Source organism: Acidovorax sp. A1169 (genome assembly GCF_030704685.1).
Lineage (GTDB): Bacteria > Pseudomonadota > Gammaproteobacteria > Burkholderiales > Burkholderiaceae_C > Acidovorax.
In genome coordinates, this window is the sequence record NZ_JAUZDX010000004.1 from 319,743 (window position 1) to 336,753 (window position 17,011).

Below are 17,011 nucleotides of genomic sequence, written 5' to 3' on the forward strand. Positions count from 1 at the left end.
TCTGGACAGGCGCAGTGCGGGAATAATCCTCCCTTTTGCTCACCGGGGCGCTGCATGGTCGATGCGGTGCACATCCCTCTGCATGAAGACTCTCCAATCCGTGGGCCTGGCCCTGCTCGGGCTGTTGTTCATTGGCCTGATCGCCCCTGAACGCATCCGCATTCCCGTGGCCGGAGCCTCCACGAAGGACTGGAATGCCCAGTCGTTCTGGTTCGAGCCCTGGGGCACTTCGGGCGTGCACAAGGGCATCGACATCTTCGGCAAGGCGGGCACGCCGGTGCTCAGCACCACGGATGGCATCGTGCTCTTCACCGGCGAGATCGCCAAGGGCGGCAAGGTGGTGCTGGTGCTCGGCCCCCGCTGGCGGCTTCATTACTTCGCCCACCTGGACCGCATCAGCACCCATGCGCTGGCGCCGGTGGCGTCGGGCAGCCCTATCGGCACCTTGGGGGCCAGCGGCAATGCCCAGGGCAAGCCGCCGCACCTGCACTATTCCATCGTGCGGCTGCTGCCTGCGCCGTGGAAGATCGATGGGGCGACCCAGGGGTACAAGAAAGCCTTCTTCATTGACCCAGGGGCTTACCTGAAAGAGCCGTAGCCGCAGCGCTCAATGAAAGTCCCGGCTGCCATCGAGTGCGTTCGCCATGCGGCCCAGCAGCGGCGTCAGGTCCTTGAAGCGCTGGGCCACCAAGTGGCGCACCACGAAGGCTTCGCCTGCGACGTCTTTCCCTCTTTCTTCATCCTCCCCATGCCGGCTGCACTGCCACACCCCCTGCACGGCCAGCAGGCGTGAGCGCAGGATGGCGTCGCGCCACTGCTCCACCATGGCCGGCCAGACGATGACGTTGACGGGGCCGGTTTCGTCCTCCAGCGTGACGAACATGGTGCCCTTGGCCGAACCCGGCCGCTGGCGCACGGTGACGATGCCGCAGGCGCGCACCAGCCGGCCATCGGGCACGTTGCGCAGCTGCAGCGCCGTGAGCAGGCGCCAGCGCGCAAGCCGGTTGCGCAGCAGCGAGAGCGGGTGGCGGCGCAAGGTGAGGCCGGTGGCCGCATAGTCGAACAGAATCTCCTCGCCTTCAGGCGCCTCGGGCAGCTGCAGCGGGGCCTCGTGCACGGGCACGTCGCGCAATAGGGCCGGTGCGGTGTGCTGGGCGCAGGCGTCCCACATCTGCTGGCGCCGGTGGCCCGACAAGCGGGCCAGCGCGTCGGCCGCAGCCAGCACCTGCATGTCCTGGTGGTTCAGGCGCGCGCGCAGGGCCAGGTCTTCGGTGCTGGCAAAGGGGCCGCCCTGCACACGGGCCTCGACCAAGCGTTCCGCCGCCGCTGTCTCCAGGCTGCTCACCAGGCGCAGGCCCAGGCGCACTGCGGGCTGGGGCAGCGGTGGTGCGGGCAGGCCCTTGGCGGGTTGCAGCATTTCGGGCGTGCCCTCCAGCGTGCACTCCCAGTCGCTGCAGGTCACATCGATGGGCAGCACGCGCACGCCATGGCGCCGCGCGTCCTGTACCAGTTGCGAAGCGGTGTAAAAGCCCATGGGCAGCGAGTTGAGCAGCGCCGCCAGAAAGCACGCAGGCTCATGGCATTTGAGCCAGCTGCTGCTGTAGGCCAGCAGGGCAAAGCTGAAGGCATGGCTTTCGGGAAAGCCGTACTCGCCAAAGCCCAGCATCTGCTTGAAGACGCGCTGGGCGAAATCCAGCTTGTACCCGTTGTCCACCATGCCGTCGATCAGCCGCTTCTCGAAATGGTGCACCCCGCCCGTGCGTTTCCATGCGGCCATGGACCGGCGCAGCGCATCGGCCTCCGATGCGGAAAATTTGGCGGCGATCATCGCGATCTGCATCACCTGCTCCTGGAAGATGGGAATGCCCAGCGTGCGCTCCAATGCCTCACCGAGCTCTTTACTCTCCAGCTTCAAGGGCTCGCCCTTGCGCTGCTTTTCGCGTGCCTGCAGGTAGGGATGCACCATGCCGCCCTGGATGGGCCCCGGCCGCACGATGGCAACCTCCACCACCAGGTCGTAGAACACCTTTGGCCGCAGGCGCGGCAGCATGCTCATCTGGGCGCGGCTTTCAATCTGGAACACGCCCACGGTGTCGGCGGCGCAGATCATGTCGTAGGTGGCAGGGTCTTCGGCCGGCACCTGGGCCAGCGACCAGCGCTCGCCGCGCAGATCGGCACGCAGGTCCAGGCAGCGGCGCAGCGCGCTGAGCATGCCCAGGGCCAGCACATCCACCTTCATGAGGCCCATGTCGTCGAGGTCGTCCTTGTCCCACTGGATGATGGAGCGGTCGACCATGGCGGCGTTCTCTACCGGCACGATGCGCGTGAGCAGCCCCTGCGTGAGCACAAAGCCGCCCACATGCTGGCTCAGATGGCGCGGAAAGCCCTTAAGCTGGGCCGACAGCTGCAGCCACAGCTCGGCCGTGTGCAGGCCGAGGTGCTCGCCCATGTCCTGCGCCATCTCCTGCAGGCGGTGCGCCGCGAATTCCTCATCGAACCAGTGGTGGTCCTTGGCAAAGGCATCGACCAGTTGCGCAGGCACGCCCAGCGCCTTGCCCACGTCGCGCAGCACGCTGCGGGTGCGGTAGCTGGTGACCACGGCAGCGATGGCGGCGCGGTCGCGGCCGTACTTGGTGTAGACATATTGGATGACTTGCTCGCGCCGGTTGTGCTCGAAGTCCACGTCGATGTCGGGCGGCTCCTTGCGCTCCTTGCTGATGAAGCGTTCGAACAGCAGCTTGGTGCGCTCGGGGTCCACTTCGGTGATGCCCAGGCAATAGCAGACGGCCGAGTTGGCGGCAGAGCCCCGGCCTTGGCACAGGATGCCCTTGCTGCGCGCAAAGCGCACGATGTCGTGCACGGTGAGAAAGTACATCTCGTACTTGCAGTCGGCGATCAGCGCGAGCTCGCGCAATATTTGCGCCACCACCTTGTCCGGCACGCCCTGCGGGTAGCGGCCTCGCGCGCCCTCCCAGGTCAGCCAGGCCAAGCCTTCAGCCGGCGCCATCCCCTCAGGCACGGCCTCCAAGGGGTACTGGTACTTGATCTCGTCGAGGCTGAAGGTGCAGCGCGCCGCGATCTGCAGCGTGGCCGAGAGCAACTCCGGCGGATAGATACCGGCCAGGCGCACGCGCTGGCGCAGATGCCGTTCTGCGTTGGGCTGCAGGGCAAAGCCGCATTCGGCCACGGTGCAGCCCTGGCGCACGGCGGTGATCACGTCCTGCAGCGGCTTGTGCGAGCGCAGGTGCATGTGCACGTCGCCTGCCGCCACCAGGGGCACGGCGGTCTGGCGCGACACCTGCTGCAAGGTGGCCAGCCACAGGTCGTCGTCGGGCCCGAGCAGCAGCTCTACGCCCAGCCAGAAGCGCTGGCCAAAGCTGGCCTGCGCCTGTTCCACGCAGGCCAGCAGTGCAGCGGTGTCCATTGCATGCTGCACGCTGCGGTCGGGGATGAGCAACAGCTCGCAGTCCTGCAGCTGTGCCACCTCGGACACCGGCCCCAGTTCGTAGGCGCCCTTGGGCGCGGTGCGACGTGCGGCGCTGATGAACTCGCACAGGTTGCCCCAGCCCTCGATGTTGCGCGGCAGCGCCACCAGCCGGAACCCGGGGTAGGCGAACTCGCTGCCCGGTATGAACTGCAGGCCCAGTTCCTTGGCCGGGCCATGGGCCCGCACCACGCCGGCCACCGAGCATTCGTCGGTCAGCGCCAGGGCACGGTAGCCCAGCTCGGCCGCGCGTTCCACCAAGTCCTGGGGCTGCGAGGCGCCGCGCTGGAAGCTGAAGTTGGAGATGCAGTGCAGTTCGGCATAGTCCGGCAAGACCAGTGGTGCGGCGGGACTGGCCGGTGGACGATCAGGAAGGATGTGGGTCATGGTGCATTTCCATCACGCATACAGGCCCTGCAGGAACCAGCGGTCGCGCGACGCCCCGGTAGGCGCATGCGCCAACCGTTCACGAAAGATCCAGACGCGTCCGGCCGCAGGGCTCAGGGCCACGAAGTAGTCGCGCTGCACCAGTCCGCTGCGGCCTTGCAAACCTTGGCCGTCATCAACCCGATCCGCTTGTTGGGCACAGCTCCCCTCCTCCCACCAGGCGGCATCGAAGCGGTGCGGCCCGGCCAGCAGGCCCAGCGGCCCCTGGTAGCACGGCCGGTGGCCCTGCATGGCCAGGCGCTGTGGCGTGCGCAGCAGCCAGGTGGGCCACAGCACGGCCTCGGGCGCATGCTCGCCCTGCAGCACTTTGGCCAGCGCGCCCCCCGGCGCGCTGGCCGCCATGGGCTGCCAGCGCTGCATGCATTCGGGCCGGTGGTCTGCGAGCAGGGTAACGGACTGCACCTGGCCAGCCCCCAGGCGGGCCGACAGGCGCTCGACCAGTTGGTGCCAGGCCTCGCCCTCCCCATCCGCAGCCGATGATCCGTCGGGCGGCAGCAGGCTGGTGCTGGCATGGGGCAAGGGCGCAGTCTCCAGCGCGCGCAGCGTGATCTGGTTGGCCGGCGCAGCCAGGGGCGTGCGCGCCAGGTTTTCGGTCAGCAGGCGGCGCAGGTGGGCCAGCTCGTGCGTGGGCTGGGCCGTGCGCACGGGCAGTGCATGCCAGGGTGCGATGGCCACGCCATCGACCCGGCGCAGGTCGTGCCGCCAGGCCAGCTCGAGTGCCAGCACACCCTGCTGGCGTGCCTGCAGCCAGGCCTGCAGGGCCGAGAGCAGGCGGCTGGCGGACCACAGCAGCGCATCGGCCGAGGTGGCCAGCGCGGGCAGCTCGGCCGTCAGCTCGAAGCGCTCGGGCAACTCCACCCAGGCGTGGTTGTGGGCGATGTCGCCATAAGCCCGGTCCAGCGCCAGCAGCACGGCCGCGCCCAGGCGCCGGGCCACGCCGTCGCGCGGCAATGCGCGCAAGGCGCCCCAGGTGCGGCAGCCCATGCGCGCCAGGCTCGGCAGGTGCGGGTGCAGCGCCGTCAGGGTGTGCAACGGCAGGCCATCGGGCAAGAGCCGAGGCATAGGCTGGCCTGCCAGTTGCAGACGAAGCAAGGCCAGGGCCTGCAGCGAGGTGGACGCCTCGGCAAAAGGGGTTGGGCATCTGGCGGCAGGGCATTCCTGCTGCACAGGTCCTTGCGATGGGTTACCCGTTGCCGCCGGCGGATCGGCGGGCCATGGGGGGCTGCGCAGCTGCAATTGCGCCAGCAATGCCTCGCGCCCGCCCCACAGGCGTTCGGTGCCCGAGACCTCCAGCAACAAAGCTTCGCTCTCCACCTTCGCCACGCGCGGCGTGAACTGCAGCGCCCACCAGTGCTCATGCGGGGCCTGCGGCAAGGGCTGGCGCGGCCCGGCTGTGGCTGTTGCTGTGGCCGACGGCAATGCCACGCCAGGGCTGACGTCGCTGTCAGTGGGGGTTGGCGGCAACGGCCATGCGATCCAGTGCATGCTGCACACCCCCTCCTGGCAGGCGATCCCGCCACGCCGCCAATGGCAGCACTACGGCAGGCCGTGCTGGCTGCTGTGGGGCACGCCGCCCCTCCCCGCGCGCTGCCGACGCCGCCAGCACCCGAGCCAGGGCCGCCTGGCTGGCAGGCAGCGCCAGGGGCTGCTCCATGGGCGGCCCACGGCGCTTGAGCACCTGCACCTGTATCTGCGCGCCACCCGAGCCATCGACGGCCTCGACCCACAGCCGCAGCGGCGCGGGCGAGGCCTGCTGGCGCGCCCTGGCCGGGCGGAACACCCACAGCAGTTGCCCCATCTGCGCAGCCGCCAGCTGCAGCCGCCTCAGCGATTCAGGGGCAGCTTGCGGCAGCCAGGCCAGCACCGCCTGCACATCGCGGCAGCGCAGGGCCTGCTCGGCCGCCCACAGGGCCTGCGCGGCCGAAACGGTCTGCACACGGCACAGCCGCGCCGCATCCAAACCACCCGCACGCAGGGCCGGTGCAAACGGTTCATAGGGCGGCGCCACCAGCACCACGGCCCCCGGCCGCGCAGCCGTGGCCTGGGCCAGGGCTGGCAGAACCAGTTGCCATACATGCAGGCCCGCCGCCGGCTGCAGCACCTCGGTCATGGCACCCACGGGCCAGCCCCCGCCCGGCAACTGCGCATCGAGCCCCGCATGCCCCGTGGCCTGCACCCGTGCCATGGCCGCTGTGCCCAACTGGTCGGCCAGCCACACGCCTGCCAGACGTGGTGCTGCGCTGGCAGCCAGAGAACGGAGGGGGACAGCGGACATGGGAGGGGCAAACGAGTGGGGACATGCGCAGAGGTCAGGCGACGGCGGAAAACCGCTGCGGACGCACCAGGGCCCTGGTCAGGGCATGCCTGTGCATGGAGCCCGGGATGAAAGTCAGATACTGTGTTTTCATCCAGTTATCGTACCCGATTCCGGGTCGCGTGGTGGCTTTTCAGAGCATTCCTGCAGGTCATTGGCACCCGCCAGAGCGCTGGTCCAGGCTGCGCGGGCTTCATGACCCACAACGGCAGAAAACTCGGGGAAAAGGATGATGCGGGGAGATCAGCGATGGCAAGCAGTTGCACCATCGCTGGCAGGGTCAGCGCGAACACACTCGCGTGCCAATGACGACCCGGAAATGACAAAAGGCCTGCAGAATTGCTTCTGCAGGCCTTGCCAATAATGGTCGGAGCGGCGGGATTCGAACTCGCGACCCTCTGCTCCCAAAGCAGATGCGCTACCAGGCTGCGCTACGCTCCGACAGCTCGTATTCTAACCCGGGAAATTTCGGGTTCTGACCAAATGCGCGCTTTTTTTGAATTTTTTGCAGCGACTGCACCGGACCAGGGTTCCATCGGCAGTGCTGTCATGCATCCAGGGCGATGCAAACTGCGGCGACGGGGGAAACTCAATCAACCAACCAACGGGGAAGACACCACGGAGAACCAGCAAGCAGGCAACAGCGCGCGACCACATCGTGGCCGCGTGGTGGCCAGCAATCAGCGGCTCGACGGACCTGGGCCGCGGCCGGCCAGGTGGCGGAAGGTGATGCGGCCCTTGGAGAGGTCGTAAGGCGACATTTCCAGGGAGACCTTGTCGCCCGCCAGAATGCGGATGTGGTGCTTGCGCATCTTGCCGCCGGTGTAGGCAATCAGCTGGTGACCGTTGTCCAGCGTCACGCGAAAGCGCGAGTCGGGCAGCACTTCGGTCACGGAGCCTTGCATTTCAATCAGTTCTTCTTTGGCCATGTTCTCTTGTCTTTTCAAAAATCAAAAAATCTGGTGATCGGCGCCTGAACGCTGGGGCATCCACCACGGCCGATGCAGCGTGGTCGGGCTCGACACACGGTGCGTTGCAGGCGGTGGGAGTCGCTGCACCCGGGGCGCAGATCAGGCAGAGGGCCGGGGAGACGGCTTCATACGGATTTACATTTGATCGTATCGCTAGGCGGGAGCCGCAGACCGTGCTGTAGCACGGCAAGGCGAACCAACTATCGCTCACGGTTAAAGGCAAATCCGTATCAATGGACAGGCAGAGCGCTGTGCATAGCCTGTAGATTGTACCGCGATGTACCGGGGCTTGCCTATGTCACGGGCGCAGCAGTGTCGCGGGACGGCGCCAGAGCCTCCCCAGAGGACCCCAGAGCCACTTCACCCAGCAGGATCCTGGCCCTGCTCAGCCACCCGCCAGGGTACGCACCAGATCGGTCTGGGTGATGATGCCCACCAGGTGCCCGCCCTCGACGACGATAGGGATGTGGTGGTGCCCGCCAGCCGCAGCATGCCTCTCAGGTCGGTGCGGCTCACGTCCAGCACCTGAAGCGCAGGCGCTCGCGACCATCGATGCCAGCGCGGCCGACCAGAAATGGCGCTCGCTGCTGCCAAGGTGGGCACTATGCTCGAAACTACCTATCGTTCCCCCTCAAACCGCTGTACACGGCCCAGAAAACATGCTCTATACTGCATGTACACCGCATTGGATGCAGTTTACTTCACACTCGTTGTCGCCATAGAGGGCCCGAAACAAGCCCTCCCGGAACATACCCGTGAACCTGTGAAGGACGCCAGCAGTCAGTGCCGGTACGGGTAAGCCATAGGTTTTCACACAGGGGCTTGGGGTTAAATTACTTTAAGCCTAAACAAAGGAGACACTCCCCATGACCACTCGCCGCCTTGTCATCAGCCGCAGCGCAGCCCTCGTCGGCGCCGCATCCACCGGCCTGCTGCTGCCCTCCATCGTGCGCGCCCAGAGCGGCAAGGTGCGCGTGGGTTTCATGCTCCCCTATACGGGCACCTTCGCCCAGCTGGGCGTGGCCATCGAGAACGGCGTGCGCATGGCCATCGACCAGCAGGGCGGCAAGCTCGGCGGGCGCGAGATCGAATGGTTCAAGGTGGACGATGAGTCCGAGCCCAGCAAGGGCGTCGAAAACGCCAGCAAGCTGGTGCAGCGCGACAAGGTGGACGTGCTGATCGGCACCGTGCACTCGGGCGTGCAGATGGGCATCCAGAAGGTGGCGCGCGACACCGGCGTGCTCAACCTGATCCCCAATGCCGGCGTGCATGCCGCCACCCGCGGGCTGTGCGCGCCCAACGTGTTCCGCACCTCGTTCAGCAACTCCCAGCCCACGCTGGCCCTGGGCAAGGCGATGGTGGACAAGGGCCACAAGAAGGCCGTGTGGATCACCTGGAAGTACGCCGCAGGCGAGGAGGCCTTCGAAGGCTTCAAGCAGAGCTACACCGCAGCCGGCGGCACCATCGTCAAGGAGCTGGGCCTGCCGTTCCCGAACGTGGAGTTCCAGGCGCTGCTGACCGAGATCGCGGCCCTCAAGCCCGATGCCGTGGCCTGCTTCTTCGCCGGTGGCGGTGCCGCCAAGTTCATCAAGGACTATGCGGCGGCCGGCCTCAAGGACAAGATTCCGCTGTATGGCTCGGGCTTCCTGACCGAAGGCGTGCTCGATGCGGCCGGCCCTGCGGCCGATGGCATCATCACCACCATGCACTACAGCGACTCGCTGGACACGCCGCGCAACAAGCAGTTCCGCCTGGAATACGCCAAGGCCTTCCGCAGCCAGCCCGACGTGTATGCCGTGCAGGGCTATGACACCGGCCTGCTGCTGGTGCAGGGTGCCAACGCCGTCAAGGGCGACCTGGCGGCCAAGCCTGCCCTGTACAAGGCGCTGGAGGGCGCCGTGATCGACAGCCCGCGCGGCAAGTGGACCATGAGCAAGGCGCACAACCCCGTGCAAGACATCTACCTGCGCGTGGTCGAGAACAAGGAAAACAAGGTGGTCGGTGTGGCAGCGAAAGCCCTGTCCGACAGCGGCGCCGGCTGCCGCATGGCGTAACACGCCACTGGCCGCTGTGCGGCAGGCAACTGCCTGCGCAGCCCTGGCCTGCGGGATTTGACACAATGACTTTGCCTGCCGATGTGGCGGGCCAGTCCTTCGTGCGCCCGGACCTTGCGGCCACCCCCTTGGATCACCCTCTTCCATGACCCTCAGTACCTACCTGCTCTACCTGGCCGCCGTGGCTCTGCTGGTGCTCTCGCCCGGCCCGACCATGCTGATGTGCATGACCACCTCGCTGCAGCACGGCCCGCGCAAGGCCATGGCAGCCGCAGGGGGCAGCGTCACCGCGGTGCTGGGCACCATGCTGCTGTCGGCCCTGGGCCTGGACGCGCTGCTGGCCGCCTCCGAGACCGCTTTCTGGGTGCTCAAGGCAGCGGGCGCTGCCTATCTGATCTGGCTCGGCATCAAGACCTTCCGCAGCCAGAGCACCGTGTTCGACCAGATGCCCGAGGGCGCCACCGCAGCACCCGCAGTGCCTGCCCACCGGCTGTTCGTGCAGGGCCTGATCGTGGGCGGCAGCAACCCCAAGGCCATCCTGTTCTTCACGGCCTTCTTTCCGCAGTTCCTGAACCCCACGCTGTCCTTCGCGCCGCAGTTCGCGGTCCTGGCCGCCACCTTCGTGGCCTTCGAGTTCACGGTGCTCACGCTGTGCGCGCTGGGCGTGGCGCGCCTGGCCCCGGCACTGCGCTCGGGCAACCGCATGCGCTGGTTCAACCGCATCTCGGGCGGCCTGTTCGCCCTGATGGGCACCCTGCTGCTGGCCACGCGCCGAGCAGCCTAGAGACCGACCCAACCCTGACCGCACGCCCCCATGGACTTCGCCACCTTCCTGATCCAGTTGCTCAACGGCGTGCAGTACGGCCTCTTGCTGTTCATGCTGGCCGCCGGCCTCACGCTGATCTTCGGGATCATGGGCGTGGTGAACCTTGCGCACGGCAGTTTCTACATGCTGGGTGCCTACCTGGCGTACTCGCTGTCGGGGTACTTCGGCAGCCTCACGCTGGCCATCCTGGGCGGCGCGGTGCTGGCCGTGGCCTTCGGGCTGGCACTTGAGTGGCTGCTGTTTCGCCACTTCTACCAGCGCGACCACCTGGACCAGGTGCTGCTCACCTTCGGCCTGATCTACATCTTCGAGGAGCTGCGATCCATCCTCTGGGGCGACGACGTGCACGGCGTGGCCATCCCCCAACTGCTGGACTGGTCGATTCCGCTCACCGACACCCTCTCCTACCCGGTGTACCGTCTGTTCATCTCGGGTGTGTGCATCGTGCTGGCCATCGGCCTGTACCTCTTGATCTCCAAGACCCGCCTGGGCATGAAGATCCGCGCCGGTGCCTTCAACCGCGACATGGCCGAGTCGCTGGGCGTGAACATCAAGCTCATCCATGCCATCGTGTTCGCGCTGGGGGTGGGCCTGGCGGCCATGGCCGGCATGGTGGCCGCGCCGGTATCCAGCGTCTACCCGAACATGGGCTCCTCGGTGCTCATCATGTGCTTCGTGGTGGTGGTCATCGGCGGAATCGGCTCGGTGCGCGGGGCCCTGATCTCGGCGCTGCTGGTGGGCCTGGTGGACACCTTCGGCAAGGTGCTGCTGCCCTCCGTGGCCGGCATGCTGGTCTACATGCTGATGGCGGCCGTGCTGCTGTGGAAACCCGAAGGTCTTTTCAAACAATGACAGTCGTTCCTGTGATCCTTGCCCTGCCAGCCCCCCGGAGGCCCGCATGAGCGCTCCCCGCACCAACCTGGAGGTGCTGCCGCGCAGCGTGCAGTTCGTGCTCGTGCTGGGCCTCGTCGCGCTGCTGGCGTTTCCGTTCGTGGGCAGCGACTTCTATGTGCAGATGGTCACGCGCATGATGATCATGGCCATCTTCGCGATGAGCCTCGATCTGCTGCAGGGCGTGACCGGCCTGGTCTCGCTGGGCCACGCGGCCTACTTCGGCGTGGCCGGCTATGCGCTGGCCTTCCTGACCCCGGCCGATGCGCCGGTGAGCCTATGGTGGTCGCTGCCGGCGGCCGTGGCGGGCTCGGCCCTGGTGGCGCTGTTCATCGGCTTCTTCGTGGTGCGCACGCACGGCATCTACTTCATCATGGTGACCATGGCGTTCGCGCAGATGGTGTTCTACCTGTTCTTCGACAACAAGATCCTGGGCGGCTCGGACGGCAGCTACATCAACCTGCGCCCCGATGCCTCGTTGTTCGGCTGGCTGCCGTTCGACCTCGAAGGGCGCCGCACCTTCTACTACTTCACACTGACGCTTGTGGTGCTGGTCTACGCGGGGCTGCGCCGGCTGCTATGGAGCCCGCTGGGCCGGGCCTTGGCGGGCATCCGCGTCAACGAGCACCGCATGCGTGCCATGGGCTTTTCCACCCAGGGCTACAAGCTCACGGCCTTCACCGTGGCCGGCGCCCTGGCGGGCCTGGCGGGCTACCTGTGGGGCGCGCAGACGGGCTATGTGAACCCCGAGCTCATGGGCTTTCACATGAGCGCGCACGCCATCATGATGGTCATCCTGGGCGGCATGGGCAATTTCGCAGGGGCCATCGTCGGCGCCTTCGCCTTCGAGTACCTGCTGCATGTGTTCAAGGACATCACCAAGCACTGGCAGTTGCTGATGGGCAGCTTCATCGTGCTGGTGGTGCTGGTGGCGCCGCGCGGGCTGCTGGGCATGCTGGTGCGCCTGCGCGCCGCCAAGGGAGGCACGGACCATGGCTGAGCACGACGTACTGCTGTCGGCCCACAAGATCACCAAGCGCTTCGGCGGCCTGGCCGCCGTCAACGGCGTCTCGGTGGACCTGTGGCGCGGCCGCATCCATGCGGTGATCGGGCCCAACGGCGCGGGCAAGTCCACGCTGACCAACCTGCTCTCGGGCGACCTGCCCCCTACGGCCGGCCAGATACGGCTGGGCGCCACCGAGGTGACCGGCTGGGCGCCCGAGCGCATCTCGCGCCAGGGCCTGGGCCGCAGCTACCAAAAGACCAACATCTTTCTGCCCTTCACCGTGCACGAGAACGTGCGCCTGGCCGCCCAGTCGCGCGATCCGCAGCAGCCCTGGAACCCGCTGCGCTGGTGGCGCGACACACGCGACCAGGGCGCGCACAACCGCGCCAGCAGTGAACGCGTGGACCGGGCCATCGAACTGGCAGGCCTGCAGGCGCGGCGCGATGCCGTGGCCGGCACCATGAGCCATGGCGAGCAGCGCCAGCTGGAGATCGCCATGACCCTGGCCACCGAGCCCCAGGTGCTGCTGCTCGACGAGCCCCTGGCCGGCATGGGCGTGGCCGAGGCCGAGCGCATGGTGCAGCTGCTGCTGCGCATCAAGCCCGGTCACGCGATGATGCTGGTGGAGCACGACATGGACGCCGTGTTCGCCCTGGCCGACCACCTCACGGTGATGGTCAACGGCGAAGCCATTGCCAGCGGCACGCCGCCCGAAGTGCGCGCCGACGCCAACGTGCAGGCCGCCTACCTGGGTGAGGAACACTGACATGGCACAGCAGCAGCAAAACACTCCCCTGATCGAGGCCCGCGGCCTCAACACCTTCTACGGCGCCAGCCACATCCTGCACGGGGTGGACTTCACCGTGGGCCAGGCCGAGACCATCGGCCTCATGGGTCGCAACGGCATGGGCAAGAGCACCTTGCTCAAGTCGCTCATGGGCCTGGTGAAGCCACGCTCGGGCAGCGTGGCCGTGGCCGGGCGCGACACCACGGGCCGACCACCCTACGAGGTGGCGCGCCTGGGGATCGCCTACGTGCCCGAGGGGCGCGGCATTTTCGGCAACCTGAGCGTGGTCGAAAACCTGCAGATGGCAGCCCGCGCCGGCACGCGCGGCCAGCGCGACTGGACCTACGAGCGCGTGCTGGAGACCTTTCCGCGCCTCAAGGAACGCCTGGGCCATGGCGGCCAGCAGCTCAGCGGCGGCGAGCAGCAGATGCTGACCATCGGCCGCGCACTGATGACGAACCCCGACGTGCTCATCCTCGACGAGGCCACCGAAGGCCTGGCGCCGCTGATCGCGCGCGAGATCTGGCGCATCTGCAGCCTCATCAAGGCCAGCGGCATCAGCAGCGTGATCGTCGACAAGAACTGGAAGCACGTCACCCAGATCACCGATCGCAACGTCATCCTGGTCAAGGGCCAGGTGGTGTTCGAAGGCAGCTCAGAGACCCTGTGTTCCCAGCCGCAACTGCTGGAGCAGCACCTGGGCGTGTAGCATCCGGCGGTCTCTGCACCGCCATGCTCGCCCATGTCCCCTGCCCCCGCCATCTTCCTCTCACTGCTTGCCGCCCTGGTGCTGCTCAACACCTGGGCCACGCGGCGCGTGCGGCGCAGCAACGAGTTCGCCAACCGCAAGGCGCTGATGGTGATGGGCATCTGGATCCTGCCCTTCCTGGGCGCATTCATGGCGCGCTACCAGTTTGCGCCGCCAGCGGATTCACTGCCTGCGGCATTGGCCTTGCCGGGCCAGGGCGGCGAACACCCCCCGGCGCCGGAGGTGCTGCGCATGGCCGGCCTCGAACCCTTCGCCGTGCGGGACCACCTGAGCGCCCCCGCCGGCCTGCCCCTGATGGACTGGCAGGCACTCGACCACTGGGCCGGACAGGCCGCCAGCCCCGAAGCCACCACAGAAGCCATCGCCCTGGGCCGCCGCGCCTGGCTACTGCACCTGCGCGACGCCATCGGCCCGCACATGCACCTGCACGAGAGCGCGGACGTCTCCATCCTGTCCCCCCTGGAGCCGCCAGTGGCACAGGCCATGGCGGGCTACGTGGGCAAGACGCGCCAGCGCATCGCGCGCGTGCTCGACGGCGTGGCCCGCTTCCACCCGGGCGAGAAGAGCGTGCTGCTGGTGCTGGAGAGCGAGGAGCTCTACTACCACTACGTGGGGCAGTTCTATCCCGATGGCGGTGAATTCGCCTTCAGCGGCGGCATGTTCATCCACAACGGCTGCCCGCACTTCGTGGTGGTGCAGGCCGACCTGTCGACCATAGAGCCCGTGATCGCGCACGAACTCACGCACAGCGCCCTGTCGTACCTGCACCTGCCCACCTGGCTCGACGAAGGCCTGGCCGTGAACACCGAGCACCGCTTGACAGGCGCGCGCCACCCTGCGCAGACGCCGCAGGCCATGCACCAGCGCCACCTGGCGTTCTGGAATGCCGAGCGCGTGCAGGAGTTCTGGTCGGGCGACTCTTTCCACCGCACGGACGATGGCAACGCGCTGTCGTACGACCTCGCCCGCATCGCGGTGGAGCAGTTGGCGCGCGACTGGCCCGCGTTCAGCCGCTTCGCAACCAGCGCCAACCGCCGCGATGCAGGCGCCGAGGCTGCGGCCAGCATGCTGGGCATCGACCTGGGCAGCTACATCGGCGCGCTGGTGCAGGCGTCCGAAGACTGGGCGCCACGCCCCGCCGCCTGGCCAACGCAGCCTGCACAACAGGCTGCACACCTACATTTTTTGAGCGCCCGCCATCAGTAGAATGGCCCGCACCCCTTTCCAAGGATGTTCCCACAGTGTCTGACAGCCTCGCCGTTCTCCCCCAGTACCTGATGCCCAAGCAGGCCATGACCGCCCTGGCGGGAAAATTCGCCTCGGCCCAGCTCGGAGGGCTGACCACCTCAGTGATCCGAGGCTTCGTGTCCCACTACAAGGTGAACATGGCGGAGGCTGCCAATCCGGACATCGCGGCCTATGCCTCGTTCAACGACTTCTTCACCCGGGCCCTGCAGCCCGGCGCGCGCCTGCTGGCCGATGCCGACCTGGTCTGCCCCGTGGACGGTGCCATCAGCCAGTTCGGCCCCATCCAGAAGGACCAGATCTTCCAGGCCAAGGGCCATTCGTACTCCACCACGGCACTGGTGGGCGGCGATTCGTCGCTGGCTGCGCGCTTTGACGATGGCTACTTCGCCACCCTGTACCTGAGCCCGCGCGACTACCACCGCATCCACATGCCCTGCGCAGGCCAGCTCACGCGCATGGTGCATGTGCCCGGCGATCTGTTTTCGGTAAACCCGACCACGGCGCGCGGCGTGCCCGGCCTGTTCGCGCGCAACGAGCGCGTGGTGTGCTTCTTCGATTCGGCGCACGGGCCCTTCGTGCTGGTGCTGGTGGGCGCGACCATCGTGGGCAGCATGGCCACCGTCTGGCATGGCCAAGTGAACCCGCCGCGCACCGGCGTGCTGCGCCACTGGGACTACCCGGCCGACCAGGTGTCGCTGCAAAAGGGCGAGGAGATGGGCCGTTTCCTGCTCGGCTCCACCGTGGTGATGCTGTTCCCCAAGGGACCCTTCCAGTTCAACGCCGAGTGGGCGCCTGCACGTCCAGTGCGGTTGGGCGAAACCATGGCGCACCACCAGGCGGGGTAAAGAAGCCCGCGCTGCGGGCCTGGACTCAGAGGCTGGGAATTTTTTGGCCGTGTCCGAGGGGCGCGTCAAAACGCCTCGGATCTAGGCGCAAAGCACAGCCATAGCTCGGGCTATGGCGAGCATTTGCTTTCGACGAGCCGAGGTGTTTTGGCGTACAAGGCGGGCGTGGACGAAAGATTCTCAGCCTCTCAGAGGCGATCCGGCACGCGCGCGAGATGGAAGGCTGTGGGCGCCAGCCGAAGTGCATCAGGATGCACCGGAGCCTCGTGCCCCACCAAGTAGATCATCATGGCATCGCGGCGAACGACGATATGGCTCACCGTCTCGCGGTTCGATCCCAGGTGCACGAAGGCGCCTGGCTTGAACAAGGGCATGTAGTAGTAAGCCGCTGGATCCACGAGAATGCGGCTCCTTCCGCAATGGTGGCCGAATGGCTCACCTGCGGCCATGCAAGGACCGCTTGGCACATGTTAGCACCTATACACGTTCAGCAACGGCCCTATCGGCGGTAAAGCTGGGCAGTTCAGCCCTTGGCGCGCGCCTGCGCAAAGGCCAGCGCGGCCTCCAGCATGCGTTTCAGGTGCGACTGCACGCCTGCAGCCACCTCGGGCAGGTAGTCGAATGGCAGGGCCTCCTGCATGTAGCTGCACTGCGTCATCTCCAGCTGCACGGCATGCACGTTCTGCGCGGGCTGGCCGTAGTGGCGCGTGATGTGCCCGCCCTTGAAGCGGCCGTTGAGCACGGCGGTATGGCCCGGTGCGGCCTGCGCAATGGCCAGCAGCTCCTGCGCCAGCGCCGGGTCGCAGCTCTCGCCGTTGGCCGTGCCCAGGTTCAGGTCGGGCAGCTTGCCCTCGAAGAAGCGCGGCAGCACCGAGCGGATCGAATGCGCATCCCACAGCACGACCACGCCGTGGGCGGCGCTGATGCGGTCGAGCTCGGCGCGCAGCTGCGCGTGGTACGGCGCCCAGATGGCATCGCGGCGCTCGGCCACTTCGGTATCGTCGGGCCCGTCGCCGCGGGTGTAGATGGGCGTGTCGTCGAAGGTGTCCACGGGGCACAGGCCGGTGACGCTCTGGCCTGGGTAGAGGCTGGCCCCATCGGGCGGGCGGTTCAGGTCCACCACATAGCGCGAATGCGTGGCCGCGAGGATGGATGCGCCCATGCCTTTCGCAAAATCGTACAGGCGCTCCAGGTGCCAGTCGGTGTCGGGCACCTGGCGGCACTCGTCGGTGAAGCGCGCGGCAATGGCCGGTGGCACATAGGTGCCCACATGCGGCATGGAAACCAGCAGCGGCGCGGTGCCTTGGTGGAAAGTGAAGGCGGGTTGGGTGGTGACGGTCATGGCGTGGGTCTCAAGGGACGCTTTTCA

At 67.2% G+C, this 17,011-nt stretch carries 15 protein-coding genes, 1 tRNA gene and 1 pseudogene; 9 read left to right on the top strand and 8 right to left on the bottom strand.

What is annotated here, in order from left to right; translation table 11 throughout:
- Nucleotides 1-82 precede the first annotated feature (82 nt).
- On the top strand, nt 83-598 hold the full coding sequence (locus QYL93_RS09920) for a M23 family metallopeptidase (protein ID WP_305743494.1): 516 nt from the start codon (nt 83-85) through the stop codon (nt 596-598).
- A gap of 9 nt (nt 599-607) precedes the next feature.
- On the opposite strand, the gene QYL93_RS09925 is transcribed toward QYL93_RS09920, so the two are convergent.
- The 6 genes and pseudogenes from QYL93_RS09925 to QYL93_RS09950 all read right to left on the bottom strand — a co-directional run.
- The gene (locus QYL93_RS09925; RefSeq protein ID WP_305743495.1) at nt 608-3,871 is read right to left on the bottom strand and encodes an error-prone DNA polymerase; all 3,264 of its coding nucleotides are present in this window, start codon (nt 3,869-3,871) and stop codon (nt 608-610) included.
- A gap of 12 nt (nt 3,872-3,883) precedes the next feature.
- Nucleotides 3,884-5,416 (bottom strand): DNA polymerase Y family protein, encoded by a 1,533-nt coding sequence (locus QYL93_RS09930; protein WP_305743496.1) that lies wholly within the window; start codon nt 5,414-5,416, stop codon nt 3,884-3,886.
- Nucleotides 5,376-6,206, bottom strand: a complete 831-nt coding sequence (imuA, locus tag QYL93_RS09935; RefSeq protein ID WP_305743497.1) for a translesion DNA synthesis-associated protein ImuA — start codon at nt 6,204-6,206, stop codon at nt 5,376-5,378. Before imuA ends, QYL93_RS09930 begins: the two co-directional genes overlap by 41 nt.
- Before the next feature lie 403 nt (nt 6,207-6,609).
- Nucleotides 6,610-6,686 (bottom strand) — tRNA-Pro (locus QYL93_RS09940).
- 239 nt (nt 6,687-6,925) lie between these two features.
- Nucleotides 6,926-7,174, bottom strand: coding sequence for a translation initiation factor IF-1 (gene infA / locus QYL93_RS09945; protein WP_007856902.1), 249 nt, complete (start codon nt 7,172-7,174; stop codon nt 6,926-6,928).
- Nucleotides 7,175-7,601: 427 nt separating this feature from the next.
- Nucleotides 7,602-7,697: pseudogene (locus QYL93_RS09950) on the bottom strand (CBS domain-containing protein); the annotation flags it as partial.
- A gap of 385 nt (nt 7,698-8,082) precedes the next feature.
- On the opposite strand from QYL93_RS09950, the gene QYL93_RS09955 reads away from it, so the two are divergent.
- The 8 genes from QYL93_RS09955 (at nt 8,083) to asd (ending at nt 15,642) form a co-directional block, all read left to right on the top strand.
- Nucleotides 8,083-9,270, top strand: coding sequence for an ABC transporter substrate-binding protein (locus QYL93_RS09955; RefSeq protein WP_305743498.1), 1,188 nt, complete (start codon nt 8,083-8,085; stop codon nt 9,268-9,270).
- A gap of 145 nt (nt 9,271-9,415) precedes the next feature.
- On the top strand, nt 9,416-10,054 hold the full coding sequence (locus QYL93_RS09960; protein WP_305743499.1) for a LysE family translocator: 639 nt from the start codon (nt 9,416-9,418) through the stop codon (nt 10,052-10,054).
- Nucleotides 10,055-10,084: 30 nt separating this feature from the next.
- Nucleotides 10,085-10,948 (top strand): branched-chain amino acid ABC transporter permease, encoded by an 864-nt coding sequence (locus QYL93_RS09965; RefSeq protein ID WP_305743500.1) that lies wholly within the window; start codon nt 10,085-10,087, stop codon nt 10,946-10,948.
- 46 nt (nt 10,949-10,994) lie between these two features.
- Nucleotides 10,995-11,987 carry a branched-chain amino acid ABC transporter permease gene (locus tag QYL93_RS09970; RefSeq protein WP_305743501.1) on the top strand — a complete coding sequence of 331 codons (993 nt, stop codon included), beginning with the start codon at nt 10,995-10,997 and terminating at the stop codon, nt 11,985-11,987.
- Nucleotides 11,980-12,759: an ABC transporter ATP-binding protein gene (locus tag QYL93_RS09975; RefSeq protein ID WP_305743502.1), complete on the top strand. Its 780-nt coding sequence runs from the start codon at nt 11,980-11,982 to the stop codon at nt 12,757-12,759. Before QYL93_RS09970 ends, QYL93_RS09975 begins: the two co-directional genes overlap by 8 nt.
- A gap of 1 nt (nt 12,760) precedes the next feature.
- Nucleotides 12,761-13,489, top strand: a complete 729-nt coding sequence (locus tag QYL93_RS09980) for an ABC transporter ATP-binding protein (RefSeq protein ID WP_305743503.1) — start codon at nt 12,761-12,763, stop codon at nt 13,487-13,489.
- Nucleotides 13,490-13,522: 33 nt separating this feature from the next.
- Nucleotides 13,523-14,755, top strand: coding sequence for a hypothetical protein (locus QYL93_RS09985; RefSeq protein WP_305743504.1), 1,233 nt, complete (start codon nt 13,523-13,525; stop codon nt 14,753-14,755).
- A 35-nt stretch (nt 14,756-14,790) separates the two neighbouring features.
- Nucleotides 14,791-15,642 carry an archaetidylserine decarboxylase gene (asd, locus tag QYL93_RS09990; protein WP_305743505.1) on the top strand — a complete coding sequence of 284 codons (852 nt, stop codon included), beginning with the start codon at nt 14,791-14,793 and terminating at the stop codon, nt 15,640-15,642.
- A gap of 188 nt (nt 15,643-15,830) precedes the next feature.
- On the opposite strand, the gene QYL93_RS09995 is transcribed toward asd, so the two are convergent.
- Together QYL93_RS09995 and hutG are read right to left on the bottom strand one after the other, a co-directional pair.
- Complete coding sequence (locus tag QYL93_RS09995) at nt 15,831-16,040, bottom strand: hypothetical protein (RefSeq protein ID WP_305743506.1); 210 nt, start codon at nt 16,038-16,040, stop codon at nt 15,831-15,833.
- Nucleotides 16,041-16,165: 125 nt separating this feature from the next.
- Complete coding sequence (gene hutG, locus QYL93_RS10000) at nt 16,166-16,984, bottom strand: N-formylglutamate deformylase (RefSeq protein WP_305743507.1); 819 nt, start codon at nt 16,982-16,984, stop codon at nt 16,166-16,168.
- Nucleotides 16,985-17,011 lie beyond the last annotated feature (27 nt).

What these genes read in the sequence shown, in the direction of transcription:
- QYL93_RS09920 (WP_305743494.1), top strand. Translation starts at nt 83, where the DNA reads ATGAAGACTCTCCAATCCGTGGGCCTGGCCCTGCTCGGGCTGTTGTTC.
- imuA (WP_305743497.1), bottom strand. Translation starts at nt 6,206, where the DNA reads ATGTCCGCTGTCCCCCTCCGTTCTCTGGCTGCCAGCGCAGCACCACGT.
- QYL93_RS09980 (WP_305743503.1), top strand. Translation starts at nt 12,761, where the DNA reads ATGGCACAGCAGCAGCAAAACACTCCCCTGATCGAGGCCCGCGGCCTC.
- QYL93_RS09970 (WP_305743501.1), top strand. Translation starts at nt 10,995, where the DNA reads ATGAGCGCTCCCCGCACCAACCTGGAGGTGCTGCCGCGCAGCGTGCAG.
- QYL93_RS09930 (WP_305743496.1), bottom strand. Translation starts at nt 5,416, where the DNA reads ATGCACTGGATCGCATGGCCGTTGCCGCCAACCCCCACTGACAGCGAC.
- QYL93_RS09960 (WP_305743499.1), top strand. Translation starts at nt 9,416, where the DNA reads ATGACCCTCAGTACCTACCTGCTCTACCTGGCCGCCGTGGCTCTGCTG.
- QYL93_RS09925 (WP_305743495.1), bottom strand. Translation starts at nt 3,871, where the DNA reads ATGACCCACATCCTTCCTGATCGTCCACCGGCCAGTCCCGCCGCACCA.
- infA (WP_007856902.1), bottom strand. Translation starts at nt 7,174, where the DNA reads ATGGCCAAAGAAGAACTGATTGAAATGCAAGGCTCCGTGACCGAAGTG.
- QYL93_RS09975 (WP_305743502.1), top strand. Translation starts at nt 11,980, where the DNA reads ATGGCTGAGCACGACGTACTGCTGTCGGCCCACAAGATCACCAAGCGC.
- QYL93_RS09985 (WP_305743504.1), top strand. Translation starts at nt 13,523, where the DNA reads ATGTCCCCTGCCCCCGCCATCTTCCTCTCACTGCTTGCCGCCCTGGTG.
- hutG (WP_305743507.1), bottom strand. Translation starts at nt 16,984, where the DNA reads ATGACCGTCACCACCCAACCCGCCTTCACTTTCCACCAAGGCACCGCG.
- QYL93_RS09955 (WP_305743498.1), top strand. Translation starts at nt 8,083, where the DNA reads ATGACCACTCGCCGCCTTGTCATCAGCCGCAGCGCAGCCCTCGTCGGC.
- QYL93_RS09965 (WP_305743500.1), top strand. Translation starts at nt 10,085, where the DNA reads ATGGACTTCGCCACCTTCCTGATCCAGTTGCTCAACGGCGTGCAGTAC.